At 75.7% G+C, this 18,206-nt stretch carries 17 protein-coding genes; 2 read left to right on the forward strand and 15 right to left on the reverse strand.

Annotated features, from left to right (window positions below; translation table 11 throughout):
• Genes ACFPBZ_RS04810 through ACFPBZ_RS04820 form a run of 3 tightly spaced genes read right to left on the reverse strand, consistent with a single transcriptional unit; the run spans window position 1 to window position 2,495 of the window.
• Entirely contained in the window at window positions 1-879 is an 879-nt protein-coding gene (locus ACFPBZ_RS04810; protein WP_378034872.1) for a branched-chain amino acid ABC transporter permease, read from the reverse strand.
• A gap of 33 nt (window positions 880-912) precedes the next feature.
• Window positions 913-1,674: an ABC transporter ATP-binding protein gene (locus ACFPBZ_RS04815; RefSeq protein ID WP_378034873.1), complete on the reverse strand. Its 762-nt coding sequence runs from the start codon at window positions 1,672-1,674 to the stop codon at window positions 913-915.
• Window positions 1,671-2,495 (reverse strand): ABC transporter ATP-binding protein, encoded by an 825-nt coding sequence (locus ACFPBZ_RS04820; protein ID WP_378035078.1) that lies wholly within the window; start codon window positions 2,493-2,495, stop codon window positions 1,671-1,673. The genes ACFPBZ_RS04815 and ACFPBZ_RS04820 overlap by 4 nt, the downstream gene beginning before the upstream one ends.
• Window positions 2,496-2,669: 174 nt before the next feature.
• On the opposite strand from ACFPBZ_RS04820, the gene ACFPBZ_RS04825 reads away from it, so the two are divergent.
• On the forward strand, window positions 2,670-3,869 hold the full coding sequence (locus tag ACFPBZ_RS04825) for a PucR family transcriptional regulator (RefSeq protein ID WP_378034874.1): 1,200 nt from the start codon (window positions 2,670-2,672) through the stop codon (window positions 3,867-3,869).
• Between the two features lie 15 nt (window positions 3,870-3,884).
• Here ACFPBZ_RS04825 and ACFPBZ_RS04830 read toward each other — a convergent pair whose 3' ends face one another.
• From ACFPBZ_RS04830 to ACFPBZ_RS04840, 3 genes are all read right to left on the reverse strand, one after another.
• Window positions 3,885-4,625, reverse strand: coding sequence for a hypothetical protein (locus ACFPBZ_RS04830; protein WP_378034875.1), 741 nt, complete (start codon window positions 4,623-4,625; stop codon window positions 3,885-3,887).
• A 70-nt stretch (window positions 4,626-4,695) separates the two neighbouring features.
• Window positions 4,696-5,544 (reverse strand): class I SAM-dependent methyltransferase, encoded by an 849-nt coding sequence (locus tag ACFPBZ_RS04835; protein WP_378034876.1) that lies wholly within the window; start codon window positions 5,542-5,544, stop codon window positions 4,696-4,698.
• A gap of 90 nt (window positions 5,545-5,634) precedes the next feature.
• Window positions 5,635-6,216, reverse strand: coding sequence for a helix-turn-helix domain-containing protein (locus ACFPBZ_RS04840; RefSeq protein ID WP_378034877.1), 582 nt, complete (start codon window positions 6,214-6,216; stop codon window positions 5,635-5,637).
• A gap of 87 nt (window positions 6,217-6,303) precedes the next feature.
• Here ACFPBZ_RS04840 and ACFPBZ_RS04845 point away from each other — a divergent pair, with 87 nt between their 5' ends.
• Window positions 6,304-7,353, forward strand: a complete 1,050-nt coding sequence (locus ACFPBZ_RS04845; RefSeq protein WP_378034878.1) for an NAD(P)/FAD-dependent oxidoreductase — start codon at window positions 6,304-6,306, stop codon at window positions 7,351-7,353.
• Window positions 7,354-7,903: 550 nt separating this feature from the next.
• On the opposite strand, the gene ACFPBZ_RS04850 is transcribed toward ACFPBZ_RS04845, so the two are convergent.
• Genes ACFPBZ_RS04850 through ACFPBZ_RS04890 form a run of 9 tightly spaced genes read right to left on the reverse strand, consistent with a single transcriptional unit; the run spans window position 7,904 to window position 18,184 of the window.
• On the reverse strand, window positions 7,904-9,439 hold the full coding sequence (locus tag ACFPBZ_RS04850) for a hypothetical protein (protein WP_378034879.1): 1,536 nt from the start codon (window positions 9,437-9,439) through the stop codon (window positions 7,904-7,906).
• Window positions 9,427-10,122: a hypothetical protein gene (locus ACFPBZ_RS04855; protein WP_378034880.1), complete on the reverse strand. Its 696-nt coding sequence runs from the start codon at window positions 10,120-10,122 to the stop codon at window positions 9,427-9,429. Before ACFPBZ_RS04855 ends, ACFPBZ_RS04850 begins: the two co-directional genes overlap by 13 nt.
• Entirely contained in the window at window positions 10,119-11,642 is a 1,524-nt protein-coding gene (locus ACFPBZ_RS04860) for a tyrosine-protein kinase domain-containing protein (protein ID WP_378034881.1), read from the reverse strand. The genes ACFPBZ_RS04855 and ACFPBZ_RS04860 overlap by 4 nt, the downstream gene beginning before the upstream one ends.
• Window positions 11,639-13,078, reverse strand: coding sequence for a hypothetical protein (locus ACFPBZ_RS04865; RefSeq protein WP_378034882.1), 1,440 nt, complete (start codon window positions 13,076-13,078; stop codon window positions 11,639-11,641). The genes ACFPBZ_RS04860 and ACFPBZ_RS04865 overlap by 4 nt, the downstream gene beginning before the upstream one ends.
• A gap of 20 nt (window positions 13,079-13,098) precedes the next feature.
• Complete coding sequence (locus ACFPBZ_RS04870) at window positions 13,099-14,313, reverse strand: MATE family efflux transporter (protein WP_378035079.1); 1,215 nt, start codon at window positions 14,311-14,313, stop codon at window positions 13,099-13,101.
• The gene (locus tag ACFPBZ_RS04875; RefSeq protein ID WP_378034883.1) at window positions 14,313-14,996 is read right to left on the reverse strand and encodes a hypothetical protein; all 684 of its coding nucleotides are present in this window, start codon (window positions 14,994-14,996) and stop codon (window positions 14,313-14,315) included. Before ACFPBZ_RS04875 ends, ACFPBZ_RS04870 begins: the two co-directional genes overlap by 1 nt.
• On the reverse strand, window positions 14,993-15,745 hold the full coding sequence (locus ACFPBZ_RS04880) for a methyltransferase domain-containing protein (protein WP_378034884.1): 753 nt from the start codon (window positions 15,743-15,745) through the stop codon (window positions 14,993-14,995). Before ACFPBZ_RS04880 ends, ACFPBZ_RS04875 begins: the two co-directional genes overlap by 4 nt.
• Entirely contained in the window at window positions 15,738-16,898 is a 1,161-nt protein-coding gene (locus ACFPBZ_RS04885; RefSeq protein WP_378034885.1) for a glycosyltransferase family 4 protein, read from the reverse strand. The genes ACFPBZ_RS04880 and ACFPBZ_RS04885 overlap by 8 nt, the downstream gene beginning before the upstream one ends.
• Window positions 16,895-18,184, reverse strand: coding sequence for a glycosyltransferase (locus tag ACFPBZ_RS04890; protein ID WP_378034886.1), 1,290 nt, complete (start codon window positions 18,182-18,184; stop codon window positions 16,895-16,897). Before ACFPBZ_RS04890 ends, ACFPBZ_RS04885 begins: the two co-directional genes overlap by 4 nt.
• Between the last annotated feature and the right edge of the window lie 22 nt (window positions 18,185-18,206).

The following is an 18,206-nucleotide window of genomic DNA, read 5'->3' on the forward strand; positions in this document are numbered from 1 at the left end:
TCAGACCCTCCGGACCGTGGTGCGGCCGAACAGGCCGGCCGGGCGGACCAGGAGCACGGCCACGAGCACGACGAGGGCCGCCATACCGGCCAGCTCGGAGCCCAGGTAGCCGCTCACGTAGGACAGGGCGATCCCGAGGACGAGCCCGCCGACCACCGCGCCGCCGGGGCTCTCGAGCCCGCCGAGCACGGCGGCGACGAAGCCGAAGACGATCAACCCGTCCATGTAGGCCGGCCAGACCAGGCTGCCGCCCGCGATGAGGAGTCCCGACAGTGACCCGACGACGGCGGCGAGGGCCCAGCCGAGGGTGAGCATCCGCCCGACGGGCACCCCGAGCAGGCGGGCCACCTCCCCGTCGAACGCCGACGCGCGCAGGCGCAGGCCGAGGTCGGTGAAGCGGAACAGCGCGACGAGCGCGAGCAGGGTGACCGCGACGGCGCCGATGACGAACAGGCCGTAGGGGGTCACGGCGACGTTCACCCCGCCCACCTGCAGACCGGACAGCCCGAAGGGGGCCGGGAACGAGCGGTACTGGGCGCTGAACAGCAGCGACGCGAGCGCCTGCAGCGCGATGAAGATCCCGAGGGTGACGATCACGGGGTTGATCTCCGGGCCGTTCTCCACCGGTCGCATCACGACCCGCTCGATGACCGCGCCGAGGACCAGGCCCGTGCCCAGCGCCAGGACGAGCGCCGCGGCGTACGGCCAGCCGGCGTCGACCGCGAGCAGGGCGAGGTAGGTGGTGAACATGGCCATCGAGCCCTGGGCGAAGTTCACCACCCGGGTGGACCGCCAGATCAGGACGAGGGCGAGGGCGAACGCGGCGTAGATCGCGCCCTGGGACACGCCGCTGAGCGTCAGGTCGAGAAAGCGTTGCACGGGGCCTCCGGGATCGCGGATCGCAGGGCGGGGTCAGAAGCCGAGGTAGGCGTGGCGCAGGGCCTGGTCGGCGGCGAGCGACGACGCGTCGTCCACGGCGACGACCCGGCCGAGCGCGAGCACCACACCGAGGTCGGCGACCTCGAGGGCGATGCGGGCGTTCTGCTCGACGAGGACGACCGTGAGCGCGCGACGGTCGACCAGCTCGCGGAGCACGTCGAAGATCTGGGACACGACGCGGGGGGCGAGGCCCAGGGACGGCTCGTCGAGCAGCAGGACCTCCGGCTCGGTGAGCAGGGCGCGGCCGATGACGAGCATCTGGCGCTCCCCGCCGGAGAGCGTGTCCCCCGGGCTGCGGCGCCGCCCCGCCAGCGCGGGGAAGAGCTCGAGCACCGCGCCGAGGTCCCAGTGCCCCCGCTGCCCCGTCGCCTTCGCCCGGCGGCGCCCCAGCAGCGCCCCGAGGCGCAGGTTCTCCTCGACGGTCAGCTGCGTGATCACGCCCCGGCCCTCCGGGACGTGGGCGATCCCGGCGGCGGCGATGGCCTCGGGGGCGGCGCCGGTGAGGGCGCGGCCCCCGAGACGGACGTGACCGGTCCGGGGCCGCACCAGTCCCGAGATCGTCCGGAGCAGGGTCGTCTTCCCGGCCCCGTTGGCGCCGAGCACGGCGGTGATGCGGCCCGGCCGGGAGGGCAGGGAGACGTCGTCGAGGGCGGTGATCGGGCCGTAGGCCGCACTCAGGTGCTCGATCTCGAGCTCCGTGCCGAGCGGGGTCCCTACGCCGTCGGGGGCGCTCACGACCCCGCCCCGTCCGAGGGCCCGGCGCCGGCGGCCGGGTCGGCCCCGCCCCGGCGCTCCTCGCCCAGGTAGGCGGCGGCGACGGCCGGGTCGGCCTGGATCGCCGCGGGGTCCCCGCTCGCGATCACCCGGCCGAAGTCGAGCACGGTGATGCGGTCGCAGACCGCCATGACGAGGTCCATGTGGTGCTCGACGAGGACCACGGCCATACGGTCGGCCAGGCGGTGGATCAGCTCCCGCAGCTCGGTGATCTCGTCCGCCCCCAGGCCGCCCGCCGGCTCGTCGAGCAGCAGCAGCTCGGGGTCGCCGGCCAGCGCGCGGGCGAGGGCCACCCGCTTCTGCAGCGCGTAGGGCAGGGAGCCCGGGAGCCGTCCGGCGTGGTCGGCGACCCCGACCTCCTCGAGGGCCGCGCGGGCCCGGTCCGCCAGGGCCGCGTCGTCGCGGCGGGCGCCCGGCAGGGCGAGCAGGGCGGCCAGGAACCCGGTGCTCCGGTGCCGGTCGGCGCCCACCATGACGTTCTCGAGCACCGTGAGGCCACGGAACAGGCCCACGCCCTGGAGCGTCCGGGCCATCCCGAGCCCGGGGAGGCGGTGCGGGGCCAGCGCGGTGAGGGCACGGCCGTGGCGGTGGATCGTGCCCGCGTCCGGCTGCTGGAAGCCGCAGCAGACGTTGAGCAGGGTCGTCTTGCCGGCCCCGTTCGGCCCGATGATCCCGTGCACCTCGCGCGCCGCGACCGTGAGGGAGACGTCGTCGAGGGCGGTCAGCCCACCGAACCGGACCGTGACGGCCCCGACGGCGAAGACCCCGGTCGAGCGGTCCACGGCGTCGTCGACGACCGTCCCGGCGCTCTCCCCCGACGCTCTGCTCACGGCACCACCTTGGGCGCTGCGCCCGGGGGGACCTATGGGCGCTCAGCACGAAATGTGACCCCGGTCATGTGGCCCGAAGCACCAGCGTGCTGTCGGAGCCGGGGTCGCGGCGGCATGCTCGGCGGCGTGGAGTCGCCCGTCCTGGACGTGCGGGTGCGGGAAGCACTCACGGTGCTGTGCCGCGTGCTGCTCGAGGACCTCGACGGCCTCGCCGACGTCCTGACCCTGCGCATCATCGACGGCGAGGACGCCTACGCCGAGCGGGACGTCACGATCCGGGAGGACCTGCAGCCGACCTGCCGGGCGAACCTCGAGCGGGTGCTGCACGTGCTCAGCGGGGACCTGCCCCCCGACGCACGCCCGGCGTCGCTGACCATCCGCACCGGCCGGCGCCGCGCGCGCCAGGGCGTGCCGCTGGAGGCCATGCTGCGGGCGTACCGGTTGTGCGGACGGCTGCTCTGGGACCGGATGCGGGCCGCGTCCCGCGACCGGTTCGGCGGCGAGTACGACCAGGACCTGCTGGAGATCGCCAACGAGCTTTGGCGTGTCATCGACCAGAGCTCGGTGCGACTCGTGACCGCGTACCGCGCGGAGGAGGCCCTCGTGCACGGCCGCGACGTCGGCCGTCGGTACGCCGTCATGGAGGGGCTGCTCGGGGGACGCGGGAGTGACCCGGTGTTCGCGGCCGACGCCGCGCGGATCCTCGGGCTCGCCGAGCACGGTCGCTTCGTCTGCGTCCGGGCCGCCGCCCCCGACCCCGAGGCCGATCCCCTGGACACGCCCCGCGAGACGCTGGACGCCGCCGGGGTGGTCTCGGTGTGGCACCGCCGCCGCAGCGAGCTCGTCGGCCTCGTCGCGGTGACCCGCCCCGACACGGTCGCGACCACGGTCGCGGCGCTCGACCGGGAGGCGCGGGGGCCCGTCGGGGTGTCCCCGCCGGTGGACGGGTTGGGCGCCGCGCACCGCGCCCTGCGCGGGGCCCGTCTCGCCGCCCGCACCCTGCCGGAGGGCCGGGCCGCGGTGGCCTCGCTCGACGACCGGCTCCCCGAGGCGCTGCTGGCCGAGTCGCCCGAGGTGGCCGCGCGGCTGCGGCAGGCCGCGCTCGGTGGCCTGCTCGACCTCCCCACCGCCGAACGGCAGGTCCTGCTCGCCACGCTGGAGGCGGTGCTCGCCGTCGGCGGGTCGCCCTCCCACGCGGCGCAGGCCCTCTACTGCCACCGCAACACGGTGATGTACCGCCTCGCGAAGATCCGCACCCTGACCGGCCGCTCGACCTCGGAGCCCCGGGACCGCCTCATCCTCGCCCTCGGCATGCTGGTGCGCTGAGCACCCGCGCCGGCGTCAGCGGGGGTAGGTGCGGCGCAGGACCGTGATGAGCGACCCGGCCCGCGGCACCTCGAACTGCCAGCGCAGCGGCGTCGTCGCGTCGAGCGCGGTGATCACCACGGTCGGCACCCGGGCGTCCCGCGGGCTCGACCCCCGCCGCACCCCGATCCCCCCGGCCGCCGGCAGCACCCGGATCGTCGGGCCGGGGCGCGTCGCGTCGTCGCGCCGGTCGGCGGCGAAGACCACCTCGTCGTCGAAGAGCAGCAGCGAGCCGGGGGCGGCGCCGTCGGCGTGGTGCAGGGTCGGGCACCCCAGCTCGGGGTCGAGCAGCACCACCGGGCGACGGAGCCGCGGCGTCTCGGGCGCCCGCTCGCTCAGCACCAGGTACTCGCTGTCGCGCTCCGGCGGCACCCGACCCGCCCAGAGGACCTCCTCGACGTCGGACACCCCGGCGGTCGAGCCTCGCTGCCGCCACCAGCGCGGCCCCCACCACGGCGGTTCCGAGAGCAGCACCAGCCACGAGCCGACCGCCGCGAGGAACCCGCCGAGCACGAGCACGTCGCCGACCGGCCGGACGAGCAGCGGCAGCACCCCGAGGGTCACGAGGAACAGGCCCACACCGGGGACCACCGTGATCGGGACCGAGCGCGTGACCTGCGGCGACGCCCACGTCCGCCACGTCCCGCTCCACGCGAGGGCACCGGCCCCGAGCAGCCCGACCCCGACGACCAGCGCCAGGACCGACACCACCGACACCCGGACCTCCCCGACGCACCACGTCCTCGCATGACCTACCGCGAGGAGCCGTAGATCGCCAGTCCTGAGGTCAGGGGCGGGCGGCCCAGAGCGTCCGCTCGGTCCGGACGACGAGGTCGTCGCGCCGGGCGAGGCCCTCGGGCCCGGGGTCGTCGAGCAGCTCGTCGAGCGCGGCGAGGTCCTCGGCGGGCAGGTCGTCGGCGAACGCGTCGCGCATACCGCGCACGACGAGCGTGGCGTAGCGGCGGACCGCGTCGTCGCCCGGGCGCTGCTCGTCGATCGCGAGCGTGTGCCGGTCCTCGAGCGTGTAGCCGGCGTCGGCGAGCTTCACGCCCCAGTCGGCGCCGCGGTGCGGCATGTGCTCGGCCATCCGGCGGTCGACGGCGGCGTGGAGGCGGGCCTCGAGCCGGCCCGCCGGGGCGTCGTCGGGCAGGAAGCGGGGCATGCCGGCGAGCTCGACGACGGCCAGGAGCCCGCCGGGCGCCAGGACGCCCCGGAGGCGGCGCAGGACGAGATCGGGGTCGGCCACGTGGTGCAGCGAGGCGGACGCCCACACCAGGTCGGCCGGGCCGAGGTCGGGCCACGCGGCGTCGAGGTCGGCCTCGACGGTCCGCACCCGGTCGCCCACCCCGGCCCGGTCGGCCTTCCCGACGAGCCGCTGCAGGTGGGCGGCCGAGGCGTCGACGGCGGTGACGTGCGCGTCGGGGAAGTGGTCGAGCAGCGCGAGGGTTCCCGTCCCGGTCCCGGCGCCGAGGTCGACGATCTCCGCGGGGCCCGGGCGCAGCGGCAGCCGGGCGACGACCGACGCGAGGTGGTCGGCGAGCACCTCGGCGTCCAGGTCGAGGACGTCGGCCTGCCCGTCGTCGGCGTGACCGTGCCCGTGGCCGTGCTGCGCGTGGTCGTGGGTGCTGTGCTCCATGCCGCCGACGCTAGCGCCGCGATGCCCCGCGAGCATGAGCGTTTGCGCAGACGGCAAGAGATCGACCGATCCTGCTGCTCCACGCGCCGATCAGCCCTGGCGCTCGTCCTGCCCGTCCTGACGATGCCCGCGGCGGGCCTCGCGGTCGAAGATGCCGAGCACGTCGGCCGGGCCGCCGGCGCTCCCGATGGCGTGCGGGAGCATCGTCGGGAACTCCGCGGACTGGTTGGTCTCGATGCGGTAGCGCTTCGTCCCGAGCATCAGGACGGCGGTGCCGGACAGGACGACGAGCCATTCGCGACCCGTGTGGGCGCGCAGGCGCGCGGGGTTCTCCGGGGGCGGCTCGGTCAGCCGCAGGCGCATGATGCTCATGCCGGGCTCGGCGCGGATCGACCAGCGCCGGAGGCCGTGCACGCCGTCGATCATCGGGTTCGAGATGACCTCGTCGGTGGCGACCTCGACGAGCTGGTCGAGCGAGGTGTCGAGCGCGCGGGCGAGGGTGACGAGCTGGTCGAGGGCCAGGCGCCGCTGCCCGTTCTCGATCCGGCTCAACGAGGACTGGCTGATGTTCGCGCGCGACGCCAGCTCGTCGAGCGACCAGCCCTGGGCGACCCGCAGCGCCCGGATGCGGTTGCGCACGAGGGTGTCCAAGTCGTCGTCTTCTTGCGTCATGGGCATAACTCTATGCCTCTGGTGCACGGCGTTCCTAGCGTGTGGTCATCGGCCCCGACGGAGGGCCACGCACGAGGAGGACACGAGATGCCGGAGAACACCGTCGACGCCGTCGTCATCGGGGGCGGCGCCGCCGGCCTGAGCGGAGCCCTGATGCTGGCCCGCTCGCGCCGCTCGGTCGTCGTGATCGACAACGGGACGCCCCGTAACGCCCCGGCCGAGGGGGTGCACGCGCTGCTCGGCCTCGACGGCATCCCGCCGGCCGAGCTGCTGCGCCGCGGGCGGGAGGAGGTGGTGGGTTACGGCGGGCGGATCGTCATCGGCGAGGTCGTCGCCGCGGCGCCGGCCACGCCCGACCCCTGCGGCGACCTGCGGTTCAGTGTCACGCTCGCCGACGGCACGACGATGCTCGCCCGCCGCCTGCTCGTGGCCACCGGGCTGCGCGACGAGCTCCCCGACGTCCCCGGGCTCGCGGAGCACTGGGGCCGCGGGGTGGTGCACTGCCCGTACTGCCACGGGTGGGAGGTGCGCGACGAGCCGATCGGCGTGCTCGGGGTGGGTCCGGTGTCGGTCCACCAGGTCCTCCTGTTCCGGCAACTGACCGACGACCTCGTCTACTTCACCCGCGGCACCGCCCTCGACGACGACACCCGCGACCGCCTCGCCGCCCGGGACGTCCGGGTCGTCGACACCGAGGTCGTCGGGGTCGAGTCGGACGGCGACGGCATCACGGGCGTGCGGCTCGCCGACGGGGAGGTCGTCCCCCGCCGCGTGCTCGCCGTCGCCACCACGATGATCGCCCGCATCGACGGTCTCGAGGGGCTGGAGCTGCCGATGCTCGAGCACCCCCTTGGCCTGGGCCGGAACGTCGCGACCGGGATGGACGGCACCACCGAGGTGCCCGGCGTGTGGGTGGCCGGCAACGCGACCGAGCTGTCCGCGCAGGTCGGGGCCTCCGCCGCAGCCGGCGCGCTGGCCGGCGCGCACATGAACGCCGACCTCGCCGTCGCCGACACCGACGCCGCACTGGCGCTCGCCCGGGGCGCGATCGCGCCCGTGCCCGAAGCCTTCACCGCGCGCAGCGAGGCGGCGCAGTGCGAGCGGGTCCTCGCCGGCCGCCGCCACGGGCTCGGCTGACCCGGACCGCGCGTTGCGTCCCGCACACGGCCAGCCGAGCACTGCCCCAGCGGCAACCCCGCGTTGCGTCCCGCAACGTGCGGACCACGCCACACCGGACCGCCGCCGGCCGTGCGCGTCACGCACACGGCCACCCGACCATCGGTGCCCGCGGGCAGCGTTGCGTCCCGCACACGGCCAGCCGACCACTGCCCCAGCGGCAACCCCGCGTTGCGTTCCGCACACGGCCAGTCGGCCACCGCCCAGCGGCAACCCCGCGTTGCGTCCCGCACACGGCCAGTCGGCCGCCGCCCAGCGGCAACCCCGCGTTGCGTCCCGCAACGTGCGGACCACGCCACACCGGACCGCGGCCGGCCGTGTGCGTCACGCACACGGTCACACGGCCTCCCGCCGCCTGCGGGCAGCGTTGCGTTTCGCACACGGCCAGCCGACTACCGCCCCAGCGGCAACCCCGCGTTGCGTCCCACAACCCGCGGGCCACGCGACACCGGATCGCCGCCGACCGTGTGCGTCACGCACACCGCCGCCGTCCACCGGTCCGGCACGCGTATCAGAGCGCCCCGCGCACGTCCCAGATGACGAGCTCGACGACGCCCTGGACGTCGCCCCGGTACACGACCGGCCGCCCGCACAGGTCCAGCGGCACCTTCGGCGACACCCCGAACCACGGCTCGCTCACCCGGCAGGAGAAGGGCTCCCCGGGGTGGAAGAGCCGGGCGTAGTGGGTGACGCCGAGGCCCGAGAGGTAGGCCGGGACGGTCCCGTCGCGTAGCGCCGCCAGGTAGGCCGGGGACCCCATGAGGCCCTCGAGCTGCACCACCGGCACCCGGCTCGTGACCCCGAGGGTCCCCGCCCAGTCCCCCATTGCGAGCACCGAGCCCGGCGGCAGAGTGCGGTCGGCCCAGAGACCGGCGTCGATGTCGCGGGTGACCGGTGAGGCCGAGGGGTCGCGGACCAGGACGTCGCCCACCGCGTGCGCGCCCGACACCAGCAGCAGCCCGACCACCACCACCCCGACCGCCGGCGCCACCCACGCCGCCGACCACCGGGCGACGACCACCCCCACCGACAGCACCAGCGCCATCACGCCGCACGAGAAGTACCAGCTCTGCAGCTCCCAGCCCGACGTGGTCACCGCGTACCAGCTCACCTGGACCACCTGGGCGACCAGTAGCCCGGCGATGACCAGTCGCAGTGGCGACCGATCGAGCAGCACGAGGGCCCAGGCCCCGACCACCAGCACCGTCGCCCCGAAGAACAGCGGCAGCGGACCGAGCGTGCCGTAGAGCAGGAACTGCCCGAGCGCCGGGAGGTTGTCCCCGAAGGGCCCCAGCTGCTTGGCCAGCCCGCTGACCGGCAGCGCCGTCCCGAACAGCAGCTGGTTCACCGCGGCGTACACCCCGAGGGTCGCCACGGCCGGCCCGACGACGGCCGCCACGAGCGGCACGGAGCGCCAGCGCCAGAGCCCCCAGGCGCCGAGGAGCCCGACGAGCACCGCCGTGTCCAGCCGCCCCAGCACGAGGAGTGCGAGCAGGGCCCCGACCAGCCCGGCGTCCCGCACCGTCGGCACGCGCGCGAGCACGCCGCGGCGCAGCACCTGGTCGACGAGCACCAGCAGCAGGACCCCGACGAGCGCGTTCTCGCACCCGCTCCACCACCGCCCGTGCAGCAGCAGCACCGCGAGCCCGGCGGCCGCACCGGTCGTCGTCAGGAAGGCCCGAAGGCGCCACAGGAGCCAAACCGCGAGGCCCCACAGGAGCGCGAGCAGGGCCATGACCACGACGAACGCCCCCGCGCGGTCGACCCCGACCACCCGGAACGCCGCGGCCAGCAGGAGGAACCACAGCGGCTGGTAGCCGTTGGTGGGCTGCAGGCCGTCGAACGTCGACCCGGCGCCCTGGGCGAGGTTCAGCGCGGGCAGCACGTAGTAGTGCAGGTCGTCGGAGCTGAACGCGAGCGGGCGCCACACCCCGGGCGTGAGGGTGACGACGAGCAGCTGCACGAGCCCGAGACCGCCGCCGACCAGCCCGAACAGCGCGCCGGGAGTCCAGGACCGCATCCGCGCCGGGGCGATCACCCCGCCCACGTCGCCGCCATCCGCACGTCGGCCGAGTCGGGCGTGAGCTTGAAGAACTCCCACGTGGCGACCACCCCGCCCGGCGCCTCGAAGCGCGGGTCGTCGAACCGGTGGACGGTGCCGTCGGGGGCGTTGACCCAGATGGTCGCCCCGCGGCGGCGCACGTCGGCCTGGGCGAGCGTGCCGTCCTGCGGCGGCGGGTCGGTGTAGGACTCCCGCGCGATCTCCTGCACGCCCCCGTCGGCGACCACGCCGACGATCCAGCGGTCGGGGGTGAACGCCACGTGCAGGTTGCCCCGCGGCGGGTTCTCCCCGGTGAAGGCGACGAGGGCGATCGCTCCCCCGACGTCGCCCGGCCCGAACCCGAACCGCGCCCCGAGCCGCGTGATGGGTACGGGCAGGCGCTGGCCCACGTAGGTCGCACCGGGCGCGGCCGGGAGGTTCCCGACGAGGGCCCCGCCCCGGATCGCGGGACGCTCCGTCGGTCCGGAGAGCACGACCGAGAACGGGGTCCCGTCGTCGCCGGCGGCCGGCATGGGCCCGTCGGCGCGGTTGCTCCAGAGGGTGGAGACGCGGGTCGGGACGTCGGGCGCGATACCGGTGTCGACGATCGTCGGGCCGGAGCACCCGACGAGCAGGCCCGCGCCGGTCGCGACACCCAACCCCAACGCGGTCCGGCGCGAGAGGCTCATCCGCCGTTCGCCCGTCGGCGGCCGGTGACCACCTGCACCGGCTGACGTCCGGGGACGTGCCCCCGCGTGAGGGCGGCGTCGGGCAGGGGGTTCCGGGCGGTCTGCGGCTCGTCGGTGGGACGCGGCGTGCCCAGCGGCGGCGAGTGGGGCGCGGGCGGCTGGGGCCGCGGGGCCTCGGCGGGGACGCGCGGGCCGTAGGTGTCGTACCCGCCGCGCGGGGCCTCGGCCATCGTCAGGATCGTCCCGAAGAGCCGCGCGCCCACCGCCGCGAGGGCCCCGGCGGCGTCCGCGACCCGGTCCCGCGGTGTGGCGCCGGCGCGGCAGAGCAGCAGCGCGCCGTCGCAGCCCGAGGCGAGGATCGCGGCGTCGGCGACCGGGCCGAGCGGCGGGGCGTCGACGAGGACGACGTCGTAGCGGTTGCGCAGGGTCGTGAGCAGGTCGGCCATCGCGGCCGAGGACAGGAGCTCACTCGGGTTGTGGGGCAGCGTGCCGCTGGTGAGGACGTCGACGCCGCCGCCCCAGGTCTGGATGGCCGCGCCGAGGTCGAGGCGCCGACCGAGGACGTCGGTGAGCCCCGTGCCCGAGACGAGCCCGAGGCGGTCGCCGATCGTCGGACGGCGCAGGTCGCCCTCGACGATCACCACCCGGGAGGTCGGCGCGAACGCGGCGGCGAGCGCGATGACGAGCGTCGTCTTGCCCTCGCCGGAGTCACTGCTCGTCACGGTGAGCATGGCCGGGGGCCGGTCGACGTCGGCGAAGAGCAGGTTGGTGCGGATGCGGCGGACGGCCTCGCCGAACGGGCCGGCCGGGACGGTGGCGGGGGCCGCGCCGTCGCGCAGGGCCTTGTCGACGGGGACCACGCCGAGCACCCCGCCGGAGGCGGCGGCGCCGAGCTCGGCGGAGGTGCGCACCGTGGTGTCGGCGGCGCTGCGCACCAGGGCGGCGGCCGCCCCGACGAGCAGGCCGAGCACACCCCCGACGACGAGGTCGAGGGTCGTCTTCGGGCTGACCGCCTCGGGGTCGGGCTGCGCCTGGTCGACCACGTCGACGCTCACCGCCGCGGGCGCCCCGGGCACGCGGGGCCGTTCGAGCTGGCCGACCACCTGGATGAAGCGCGTGGTGACGGCGTTCGCGAGGTCGGCCGCGCGCTGGGGCGAGCCGTCGCGGACGGTGATCCGCAGCAGGGTCGACTCGGCGTCGGAGGCGACGGCGACGTCGGAGGCGAAGTCGGCCGCGGACCCGTCGAGCCCGAACTGTGCGACGACCGGCGCGAGCACCCGGTCGGACACCAGGATCTCGGTGTAGGACTTCACCTTCTGCTGCGAGAACAGCGTGCCCTGGTAGGCGTTCGAGGCGTTGGCCGCGGAGTCGGTCGCCGAGACGTAGACGCTCGCGGTGGAGGCGTAGACCTTGGGGCTGAAGAGGATCACCGCCCCAGCGGCGAGCAGGCCGACGACGAGCCCGGCGACGACGAAGAGCCAGCGGCGGGTCAGCGCGCGCCAGAGGGTCGTGAGGGTCATGCAGGGGCTCCCCGGGCGAGGACGGAGTGGGACGCGAGGCCGGCGACGATCGCGACGGGCAGGTAGAGGAAGGCGTCGGTGAGCTGGTTGACCACGGCCCCGACGAGCAGCCAGGACACGAACGACACCAGCAGCACCCGCGGGAGGCCGTCGGCGAGGTCGCCGAGGCGGCGGACCTCCCCGACGAAGCCCAGCACGAAGAGCGCGAACCCGAGCAGGAGCAGCACTCCGCCCGCGGCGAGGAGCTGCAGGAAGATGTCGTGCGCGTCGGTGACCACGGGCAGGCCGAGCCCGTGCAGCGGCGAGTGCCGGAAGTCGGCGACGGCCTGCTCGGCGATGCCGCCGCGAACGGCGTTGCTCTCGGCGGCCGACTCGGCGCCGGAGAGGCGCAGCTGCTCGGCGACCCGGTCGAGCAGCGCCGGGGCCGCCGCGACCGCGACGACGGCCGCCGCCACGACGCCCCCCACCAGCGGGAGCACGAGCCGCCGCCCGGCCCTCAGCGCGAGCACGGTGAGACCGGCCCCCACCACGGCGGCGCCGAGCCCGGCCCGCGACGCCGCGGTGGCGAGCCCGGCGACCAGGACGATCCCGACGACGAGCCACGCGGCCCGCCGCAGCGGGGTGGCGGCCACGAGCACCCGCCAGGTCACCACCGGCACCGCGAGGGCGGCGGCGAGCGCGAGGTGGTTCGGCTGGGCGCCGAGGCCGGCCTGCCGCCCGCCGATGTCGACGATCGGGACCAGGCGGGCGCTGATCGCGGTGACGCCGAGCGCGTCGGAGAGCGCGACGGCGGCGTTGACCGCGGCGCCGAGCGCGGCGGTGACCGCGAGCAGCGGGGCGAGCCGCGGGCGGGCCGCGATCGCGAGGCACGCGGCGACCGGCAGCGCGAGGGCCGAGACGAGCCAGCGGACCATGTTCACCACGTTGGCCAGCGCGTAGGGCGGGACGGCGGCGGCGACCGAGTCGGGGATCGGGACGGTCGTGCGCACCGCGAGGTAGCCCGGGGCCGGCGGGAAGAACCAGGCCGCGACGGCGACCAGCACGATCGTCGCGGGCAGCACCCACACCCAGACCGGCACGACGATGCGGCGCCGCCCGACCACCGTCACCACGGCGAGCACGACGAGGGCCGCCGCGAGCGCGGGCTGGGCGATCGACAGGCCGGCGCCGGAGAGGCCGTTCCAGGTCGCGGTGAGCGCCGCGAGCAGCAGCAGGCCGACCCCGAGGTCCTCGACCCCGCGCAGCGCGACGACCCCGACCACCACCGCGAGCCCCACCACCGCCGGGACCGACCGCGTCACGGGCAGCACCCCGCTCGCGTCGGCGAGGAGCACCCCGACGACGAGGGCCGCGGCGAGGACCACCACGCCGGCGATCACGGCGCTGTCGATGTGCGAGTGGCGCCGTCCTGACGTCAGGTGCGAGCGATGTGCCATCGCTGACACGGGAGCCGCCGTCACGTCGCGACCACGGGCCGGACGGCGGGCTGCAGCCGGGCGGCCCGCGCGACGATGGCCGCGAGCGCCACCGCGGTCGCGACCGTGAGGCCCCACGCCAGCCCGACGACCCCGCCGACCGCGAGCCCCACCCCGGCACAGAGGAGCAGCGCCCCGGCCTGCAGGAGCTGCTGACCGAAGAGGGCCCGACCCTGGCGGAAGCCCCGGATCTGGGCCTGGAACGGGACGGTCAGTGCGCCGATGGCGGTCTGGATCGCGATCGGGGCGACCAGCACGGCGTAGGCGGTGTAGCGCGGGAAGAACGTCGAGAGCAGGACGTCGCGCAGCGGGATCGCGAGCAGCGCCAGCACCCCGATCACCGCCATCGCCTTCAGGGCCGTCCCCCGCGCCCGGCGCAGACCCGCCAGGTCCCCGGTGGCCGCGCAGGACGCCATCGGCGGGACCACCAGCACGAGCAGCGCGGCCATCAGCGTGATCGCGGGCTGGAAGACCAGGAGCTGCACCGCGCGCAGCCCGGCGGTGTCGACGGCGGCGAGGACCGCGCCCGCGAGCAGCAGCACGAGGTAGATCTGCACCTGGCCGAGCACGGAGGTCGCGGTGAACCACCCGGAGAGGTAGCGGCTCTCGGCCCACCACACCCGCGGGTCCGCGAGCCGCTCGGGGGCGATCCCGACGAACACCGCGACCGCGGCCACCGCCCCGATCCCCCACGCCGCGGCGAGCGCGCCGACCGACCAGGTGCCCCACCCGAGCACCCCGGCCAGCACCGCGAGCTGCACGACGACCCACACCGTGTCGACCACCAGGGCCCGCGCGGTGTCGCGGCGGGCCAGCAGGACGTAGCGGGCGGCGTCGGCGGCGAGCGCGAGCGGCATCCAGGGCGCGAACACCAGCAGCGCCGCGAGCAGCGACCACCCGGAGAGCCCGCCGACGAGGCAGATCAGGGCCCCGACGAGCCCGAGCACCAGCGAGGTCGACAGCGCCGACGCGCCCAGCGCGCCTCGTCGGGAAGGGTCCGTGGACGGCAGGTGCGCCAGCAGCGGCTCCCCCACCAGCGCCCGGGTCCCCGCGAGCAGCACCGTGACCACCGCGTAGGCGAGCACGAACGCCCCGAAGTCGACGGGGGCGAGCACGAGCGAGGCGAGGAACGCGGTGAGGTAGTTCGAGCCGGAGCTGACGACCTGGTCGGCGACGCCGAGCACGGACCGGCGCATCACCAGGCGCCGGGCGCGCCGTCGCGGGGCCGGTTGAAGTAGCCCCAGGACAGGTCGGTCTCGCGCAGCGCCCTGGCCGGGACGCCGCCGAAGAGCTGGTGGCCGACGAGCTTGCCGTTGACCACGGAGCCGGCGGCGACGATCGAGCAGCTGGGCACGATCGCTCCGGGCAGCAGGGTGGAGCGGCTCGCCACCAGCGAGGACTCGCTGATCCGCACCGGCGCGCAGTTCTGCCGGAGGGTCTGCAGGTCGACGGCGTGGGTCTGCACGAGGGACCCGAAGCCCGCGAGGGAGGCGAAGTCCTCCAGCTCGACGAGGTCGCAGGCGTCGATGAAGTGCAGCATCGTGATCAGCGACTTGTGCCCCATGATCAGGGCCGGGCGCCGCTCGACGTCGCGGAAGAAGCCCTTCTCGGCCCGGACCGAGTTGATCCACACGAGCATCTGGACGATCGCCCACGCCCCGAGCCGCACCTCCTCGCAGCCGCGGATCATCACGAGGTGCCCGATCCGGGCGCCCTCGCCCATCTCGAGCGAGTCGATGTCGATGAAGGCGTGACCGATCGTCGCGGTGGGGTGCAGGCGGTAGCCCAGCAGCCTCGTGTGCGCGAACCGGCGCAGCGGGCGCGGCAGGAACGTCGCGACGGCGGCCACCAGCGAGCGGGAGCGGCGGGAGCGGATCATGAGGCGGTCTCCAGTCGGGCGATCCACGGGTGGGGCTCGGCCAGGTCCTTGCGGATCGTGAAGCCGAAGATGTTCCCCTGGCGGCGGGCGACGGTGTTGAGCCCGCGGTTGAGCGCGCCGATCACCCGCTCGCGGCCGCCGATCGCGGCGCGCACCGAGTCGGTCAGCGCCCGGTCGGACCCGATGAGCCAGCGGGCGTGGAACTCGATCGGCACCGCGGCGCCCGGGTCGAAGGTCGCGATCGTCTTGCGCACCTCGTGGCGGGTCCAGCGGTAGACGAAGTTCGGGACCCCGCTGCCGTCCACTCCCCCGGTGGTGCCGCCGCCGTCGGCCACCGCGGCGTGCTCGTAGACCCCTGCGAGCCCGAGCGAGCACGCGACCCGCATCAGCGGCGAGTCCTGGTTCTCCACCGCGACCACCGTGCGGCGCGCGATCCGGTACATCTCGTGCAGCGCCTGGTGGGGCCGCGAGCAGTGGTGCAGCCCGGCGTGGCCGAGGACGTGGTCGAAGCTGCCGTCGGCGTAGGGCATGCGGTGGGCGTCACCGGCCTGCCCGTCACGCAGGCGCGAGGAGGGCGAGTCGGGCGCGAGGTTGGAAAACGTGCAGTTCACCAGCCCCAGCTCCGCACACACCTTCTCGTCGAACTCCCCCGCGAACTGCACGAGGACCGCGTCGGTCGGCGTGATCACCCCGCGGTCGAGCAGGTCGGTGAGGATCGCGGCGTACGTGCCGCTGCCCGCCTCAGCCATGGGTGGCCTCCCGGTAGACGTCGAGGAGGGCCTGCACCCAGGCCCCGGTCGAGTAGTGCGCCTCGTACACGGCGCGGCAGTGCGGGGACAGGCGCGCCCGGTCGCGCTGCACGTCCTTGAGGGCGACGGCCAGCTCGGAAGAATCCGTTCCCTTCCCGACGACGACGCCGGTCCCGCGCGCGGCCACGTCGTCCGCGGCCCCGTTGCCGGCCACCGCGACCACCGGCACCCCCGAGGCCAACGCCTCGACGTAGGTCAGCGGCGGGCCCGCCTCGGCCCACAGGCTCGGCACGACGAGGCCGGTGTAGCGCCCCACGAGGGCCCGGACCTGCGTGTTCGGCATCGCCCCGAGGAACCGGACCTCGGGGCGGTGCGCGAACGCCGCCGCCAGCTCGTCACCGATCTCGCCCGCGCCGACGAGATCGATGGGCAGGCCGGCGGGCCAGCGCTCGAGCAGCTCCCGCGCACCCTTCTCCGCCGACAGCCGGCCCACGAACAGCCAGCGGGGCGCCACCTCGTGCTCGACGGCGCTGCGGACCTCACCCAGGCCCTCGTCGGGAACCGCATTGGGCACGACGACGAGGCGGCGCGGCTCCACCCCCACCGCGCGGTACTCCGCGGCGGCCCGGTCGGAGATGGCGATCAGCCGGTCGGCCCGGGCGACCACGGGGTGCCTCGTCGCCCCGCCGCGGGTGGCGAGCGCCAGGGGCAGCGACGCGACCCGTGAGTGCTGGAAGCAGCGGTGGCGCACCGCGGACATCGGGGCGACGACGCAGTCGGTGCAGTGGTGCCCGTCGCGCAGCAGGGTCCCGGCCGGGCAGATCGGGCGGAAGTTGTGCAGCGTCGCGACCAGCGGGCCCTGCCAGCGGGCGAGCCAGCGGGTGCCGAAGTTGGGGAACAGGTTGTGCACGTGCACCACGTCGGGGGCGAGGCGACGCAGCATCTCCGACGGGTCGGGCCCGATCCCGGTGACGACCGTCGCGGCCGCCTCCAGCGGGTAGGTGCGGCGGCGGCTGCGCGTGTCGTTGTCCTGCGCGACGACGACCGCCTCGTGCCCGGCCGCGGCCAGCGCCTCCACCTGCGCGTCGACCACCACGTTCTCGCCGCTGGGGACGTCGGAGTGGTGGTAGCTGTGGACCAGCGCGACCCTCACGCGGGCTCCGCCCGGCGGGCGGGGACCCAGCTGCGACGGCGGGGCAGCGGGATCGCGCCGGCCGGCCGGACCCCGGCGAGGCCCTCGACCCAGGCGACGTAGGCGTCGCGGGCGGCCTTCTCGTGGAGGTGGTCGCGGGCGAACATGGCACCGCGCAGGCCCATCGAGAGGGCCTCCTCCTCGTCGTCGACCACCCCGAGGACGGCGCCGAGCAGCGTCGCCGGGTCGCCCGGGGTGACGGCGAGGCCGCCGCCCGAGGCCGCGATCTCCGCGGTCGCGGCGCTGCGGAGGCTCGTCGCGGCCACCACGGGGCGGCCCGAGGCGAAGTAGGACGTCAGCTTCGAGGGCACGCACATCTCGGCGATCTCGGGCCGCTCGTTGAGCACCAGGACATCGGCGGCGGCGAGCGCGGTCTCGAACTCGCCGGCGGGCAGCGGGTCGACGAACTGCAGCCGCTCGATCCCGCGGCCCTCGCGCTCGAGGTGGGTGCGCTGGTGGCCGTCGCCGAGCAGGACGAAGCGCACGGGGCGCCGCGACGAGTCGGCGAGCCGGGCGGCCTCGACCACCGTCTCGAGCCCCTGCTTGGCGCCCATGTTCCCGGCGTGCAGCGCGATGACCTCGTCGTCGCGCCAGCCCAGCGCGCGCCGCATCGCCCGGGGGTCGCCCTCGGCGGGCCGCACGTGCGACCAGTTGCGGATCGTCGTGATTCGCGAGTCGCGGACGCCCAGGCCGAGCAGCGAGGTGCGGAAGCGGTCGTGGATCGCGACGACCCCGTCGGCGGCGCCGAGCAGGCGGCGCTCCAGCGCGTCGGTGGCCGCGGCCTCGCGGCCGGTGAGCACGCCGGCCTCGACGGCCGCGCGCCCGTAGAGGTCCTGCACGACGACGCCCACGGCCGTCCGCCCGGCCCGCTTGTGCCGCAGCGCGGCCCCGACGGTGAGCAGGGCGGGGCTGACGGCGACGACGACGTCGGGGGCCGGGCCGCCGAGCATCGCGGCGCGGGCGGCGAAGGCGGCCTCCATGGCGATCCGGCTGCGCCCCGTGGGGCGGCTCGGGATCGGGTGGGGCAGCCGGGTGATGCGGATGTCGCCGTCGCGCTCGGTGAGGCGCCGGCTCCGGTAGCCCTCGGGGAGGCGCCACTGCGGGTAGTGCGGCAGCCCGGTGACGACCTGGACCTCGTGGCCCGCGTCGGCGAGGAACCGGGCCATCCCGGTGGTGTACGGGGCGATGCCGGTGGGCTCGGGGGCGTAGTTCAGACCGAGGATGCGCACGCGCACCCTGGCCGTCATCCGGACACCGACGAGTTCGACA

This window comes from Actinomycetospora atypica, assembly GCF_042653685.1.
GTDB lineage: Bacteria > Actinomycetota > Actinomycetes > Mycobacteriales > Pseudonocardiaceae > Actinomycetospora > Actinomycetospora atypica.

Excerpts from the sequence above, each read along its gene's own strand:
- ACFPBZ_RS04835 (WP_378034876.1), bottom strand. The coding sequence starts at position 5,544 with ATGGAGCACAGCACCCACGACCACGCGCAGCACGGCCACGGGCACGGT.
- ACFPBZ_RS04840 (WP_378034877.1), bottom strand. The coding sequence starts at position 6,216 with ATGACGCAAGAAGACGACGACTTGGACACCCTCGTGCGCAACCGCATC.
- ACFPBZ_RS04845 (WP_378034878.1), top strand. The coding sequence starts at position 6,304 with ATGCCGGAGAACACCGTCGACGCCGTCGTCATCGGGGGCGGCGCCGCC.
- ACFPBZ_RS04855 (WP_378034880.1), bottom strand. The coding sequence starts at position 10,122 with ATGAGCCTCTCGCGCCGGACCGCGTTGGGGTTGGGTGTCGCGACCGGC.
- ACFPBZ_RS04860 (WP_378034881.1), bottom strand. The coding sequence starts at position 11,642 with ATGACCCTCACGACCCTCTGGCGCGCGCTGACCCGCCGCTGGCTCTTC.
- ACFPBZ_RS04865 (WP_378034882.1), bottom strand. The coding sequence starts at position 13,078 with ATGGCACATCGCTCGCACCTGACGTCAGGACGGCGCCACTCGCACATC.
- ACFPBZ_RS04870 (WP_378035079.1), bottom strand. The coding sequence starts at position 14,313 with ATGCGCCGGTCCGTGCTCGGCGTCGCCGACCAGGTCGTCAGCTCCGGC.
- ACFPBZ_RS04875 (WP_378034883.1), bottom strand. The coding sequence starts at position 14,996 with ATGATCCGCTCCCGCCGCTCCCGCTCGCTGGTGGCCGCCGTCGCGACG.
- ACFPBZ_RS04880 (WP_378034884.1), bottom strand. The coding sequence starts at position 15,745 with ATGGCTGAGGCGGGCAGCGGCACGTACGCCGCGATCCTCACCGACCTG.
- ACFPBZ_RS04890 (WP_378034886.1), bottom strand. The coding sequence starts at position 18,184 with ATGACGGCCAGGGTGCGCGTGCGCATCCTCGGTCTGAACTACGCCCCC.